The organism is Pantoea sp. BAV 3049 (assembly GCF_009765445.1).
Lineage (GTDB): Bacteria > Pseudomonadota > Gammaproteobacteria > Enterobacterales > Enterobacteriaceae > Erwinia.
In genome coordinates this window covers 481,979-486,174 of the sequence record NZ_WHOY01000031.1, presented here as the reverse complement: position 1 = coordinate 486,174, position 4,196 = coordinate 481,979, and the positions used below count along the sequence as shown (strand labels likewise).

Annotated in this window: 3 protein-coding genes; 1 reads left to right on the top strand and 2 read right to left on the bottom strand. The window is 52.7% G+C overall.

Annotation, left to right across the window (positions count from 1 at the left end):
* Positions 1-474: recombinase family protein (locus tag GSQ70_RS03100; RefSeq protein WP_158785187.1), on the bottom strand; the 474-nt coding region annotated here is incomplete at its 3' end.
* 215 nt (positions 475-689) lie between these two features.
* Here GSQ70_RS03100 and GSQ70_RS03095 point away from each other — a divergent pair.
* Positions 690-1,112, top strand: coding sequence for a type VI secretion system tube protein Hcp (locus GSQ70_RS03095; protein WP_158781041.1), 423 nt, complete (start codon positions 690-692; stop codon positions 1,110-1,112).
* Positions 1,113-1,136: 24 nt separating this feature from the next.
* On the opposite strand, the gene GSQ70_RS03090 is transcribed toward GSQ70_RS03095, so the two are convergent.
* A complete protein-coding gene (locus GSQ70_RS03090; RefSeq protein ID WP_158781039.1) occupies positions 1,137-4,145 on the bottom strand; it encodes a Tn3 family transposase in 3,009 nt (1,002 codons plus the stop codon).
* Between the last annotated feature and the right edge of the window lie 51 nt (positions 4,146-4,196).

The following is a 4,196-nucleotide window of genomic DNA, read 5'->3' as shown; positions in this document are numbered from 1 at the left end:
TCCGTTGTGATGAAGCATCAGCACGGTGTTTCTGTCGATGGTGCGCCTGCGGCCAAACCGGATGCCCTTCAGCTTCGCGTCCTCGCGGCCCTCATTCGTACGTTCCAGTATTCTGCGGCGTTCGGCCTGAGCTACGGCAGAAAGGATGGTGACCACCATTTTTCCCATGTCGCCGTCGGTGCTGATTCCGTCATCCATAAACCGGACAGCCACCCCCTGTGCATCGAATTCTTTTATCAGCTGGATCATATCGGCGGTATCCCGGCCAAGCCGGTCAAGTTTCTTCACCAGAATGGCATCACCTTCCTCCACCTTCATCCGCAGAAGGTCAAGCCCCGGACGATCGACTGAGCTACCAGATGCCTTGTCGGTAAAGATGCGGTTAGCTTTCACGCCAGCGTCTCTGAGTGCCCTGATCTGAATATCGAGAGACTGCTGGCTGGTTGATACCCGTGCGTAACCAAAAAGTCTCATAAAAATGTATCCTAAATCAAATATCGGACAACTTGTGTCTGTTATAGGGGTTTGACGGTCAATGATGTAAAAAACCACGTTAGTGAAGTAACTATCTGATATGGCAGAACCTTTCAACCATCCGCCCCCATGTGACCATTTGATTGATCTGAGCCAACGTTAAAGTCGCCATGTCAGAATAAAATGCGGCCTTTATCAAGAAAAAGGATATATAGATGCCAATTCCAGCAAATATGTGGCTTAAGGACGATGGCGGTGCAGATATTAAAGGATCTGTTGATGTTCAGGATCGCGAAGGCAGCATTGAGATTATCGGGTTATCCCACGGTTTAACGCTGCCAGTTGATAGTGCAAGCGGTAAGATCACCGGTACACGCCAGCATTCATCTATGATGCTTGAAAAGGAAATTGATAGCTCTTCTCCCTATCTCAACAGGGCTGCTGCAACTGGACAGGCACTGCAAAGCGCTGAAATCCGTTTTTATAAAATCAACGATGCAGGGCAAGAGGTCTGCTATTACATCATTCTTCTGGAAAACGTTAAGGTTACGAGTGTAAACACCTCTATACCTAACACGAAGCTATCCAGTTCACAGCTTAATCACGTAGAGCACGTCAGCCTCAATTACGGGGTTTGACGGTCAATCGTGTAAAAAACCACGTTAAGAAGATAATTCATTGTTTAAATTGAAATTTAATGGTCTCAACTCTCCCTTCAGAATATCCTCCGGTAGCGTAAACGTATAATGCCCCAGCATATTGATATGACCGTGCATCAGTGGAGAGAGTCGGGCAATATGCTCGTCATCCGGCTTTTCTCCAGTAGCCCGAAGGTGTGAAAGCGCTTCCTGCATATAGATGGTATTCCACAGGACTACCGCATTCGTAACAAGGCCCAGCGCACCAAGCTGATCTTCCTGTCCCTCACGGTAACGTTTTCTGATTTCACCACGCTGCCCATAACAGATGGCCCTGGCGACGGCATGGCGGCCTTCTCCCCGGTTTAGCTGGGTCAGGATCCGCCGGCGATAATCCTCATCATCAATATAATTAAGAAGGTACAGCGTCTTGTTAACTCTCCCTACCTCCATGATCGCCTGCGCCAACGCCGATGGACGGGTACTCCTGAGCAGGGAACGGAGCAGTTCCGATGCATGGATGGTGCCCAGCTTCAGGGAGCCGGATGCCCGCATCATTTCATCCCAGTGATTTTCAACCTTCGGCAGCTCCACGCATCCCCGGGCCAGTTCATCCAGTGCGCCGTAGTGGGCATTTTTGTCGATTCGCCAGAATACGGCTTCTCCGGCATCTGCCAGACGGGGCGAAAACTGGTATCCCAGCAGCCAGAACAGACCAAAAATAATATCGCTGGTTCCTGCTGTATCCGTCATTATTTCTACCGGATTCAGCCCGGTCTGCTGTTCCAGAAGACCTTCCAGTACAAAAATAGAATCCCGCAGTGTCCCCGGTATGACGATGCCGTGGAACCCGGAATACTGATCGGAAATGAAGTTATACCAGGTGATCCCCCGCCCTGAACCAAAGTATTTCCGGTTAGGCCCGGCGTTGAGGGTTTTAACCGGGGTAACAAAGCGCATGCCATCGGCAGAAGCCACCTCGCCGCCACCCCAGCGACCGGCCAGTTCCAGCGTGGACTGAAAATCAACCAGGCGCGCATTGGCGCTGACCAACGTTTCAGCCCGGAAGTAATTCTGTTTCACCCAGCTGAGTCGGTGGCGGGTCAGCGCCGGTATATTGTGTTTTATCAGGGGTTCATGCCCGATGTTGCAGGCCTCGGCCAGCAGAACGGCACACAGACTGATGTGCAGATCCTTTGCTCTGGCCTCAGATTCACTGACGTGCGTAAACTCTCGGGTGAAGCCTGTTCTGGCATCGATCTCAAGCAGCAGTTCGGTGAGATCCACGGGTGGAAGAAGTTGTTTCACCCGGCTGTTCAGTTGCGTCAGCGCGGGCGGCTCATCGAGCCTTTCCAGACTGCCTATCGTCAGAGAGGGGTATTTACCTCCATGACACATGCTCACGGCCTCATTGCTGTCAAAGCGCGCTGATACAGCTTTCCAGGTCTCGTCCAGCTGGTTCGCCAGCTGTTCTGCGGCGGTTCTACCGTCAGTGGGGTGCCCAAGCGCACGACAGACTGCGACTCGCTGAGCCTGCCATTCTTTCCCCTGAAGCAGCTTCTGACGCGGATCGCCCCAGCGCTCGCTGTTTTCCAGCCAGAGATCACGACGCCGCAGTGAATCCTGAAGGCGCTCCAGCAGGCACAGTGAATAACCGGCGCGTTGAATCCGTCCTTCCGCATCATAAACCAGACGTTTCCAGGGGCCGGTGATGATTTGCTCAGGCGCATCATCAAGGATACGTTTTTTCGAACCGTTCAGTTCTGTCGGGTAATGGATAGCAGCCAGGGTATGCTCACCGCCAGGCACGGCCCGAAAGTGAAGATCACGCAGAAGAGCAGGCAGGAAACGCTTTACCCGTCCGTACTGCTCCACCATTTCATCATGGAAGTTGTTGTCCTGCGGTCGGGCGAGTTCGTTAACTTTATCAACAGACTCCGCAAGCCTGCCGACTGGCACGCTGCTGAATATGGTCTTTCGCAGCGTTTCATCATCCGTGTTTTCGTCAAGAAGAAGTGCACAGGCCCTCGCCAGAAGCAATGCTGCCCGGTCAAGATCTTTCAGCGTCCTGAGCCGCTTTTTCTGCCCTGTTTTCTTCGCCTCACGGGTAATGTCCAGAATCAGCATATCCAGTACATCGACGGCGTCGTCCAGCGCGGCTATTTCCTGCGCTTTAACAAACGCGGTCAGAACGGCCAGACGTCGTGTTTCGGGCATTCTGGCGATATACCTTGCTGACGCCATTCCCGCATAGCGGGCCAGATTACGCAGCTGTATGGCCGGGAGACCGTTAAAATTCAGCCGTGAAAATGCCAGGTTCCTCAGGCGGGTATACCGCTCCAGTGCTTCTGTAAAAGACGGACCGCTTACCGCTACAGGACCTTTTCGCAACTGCTCCATCACAGACACCCGCTGTCCTTCCGGGACCTCCAGTAAGCCAGCCAGTTGTGCTGTCTGCCAGCGGTCAGGCAGCGACGCCAGCTTTCTCCACAGGCGACGATTAGCCCGTTCCCTTACTTCACCAATAATCCTTGTCAGCGTGGAGGCGGCGGGCAGTAACACTTTGTGCTGAAGCAGCCATGCCGTCGCAAAATCAAACATCAGTCCGGGACGCTCATTGCTGAGCCATGCCCGGGTGTACAGCAGACGTTTAAGCCTGAATGCCCAGGGGAAATCGCCAAAATCATGATAGCCGTAATGCTGTCTGATAAGCGCATGGTGTTCCCTGCGTGTATTTTCCCTCAGTGCGTAACGGGACAGGACCTCCGGTCGGGGAATACCTAACTGGGCAGCCACATAGCGCCGTACGCCAGCAGGGATCTGCATGAGATCATTCAGAAACGAGCCCAGAAAACGGGCGGTGGTGAGCTGAAGAGCAATGCCAAACCGGTTATGCCTGCCCCGGCGCTGATTAACGAAATCCAGATCGCGTTCATCAAGATGAAAATACTTTGCCAGCTGAACTTCATTTGGCTCGGCGACATAGCAGCCATAATTCTGAATCTGGTCACCGGTCATAAAATCACCGCTCATCAGCACATTCCTTTGTCATCCATTATTCCATCATATTTTTGGCAGTATCAG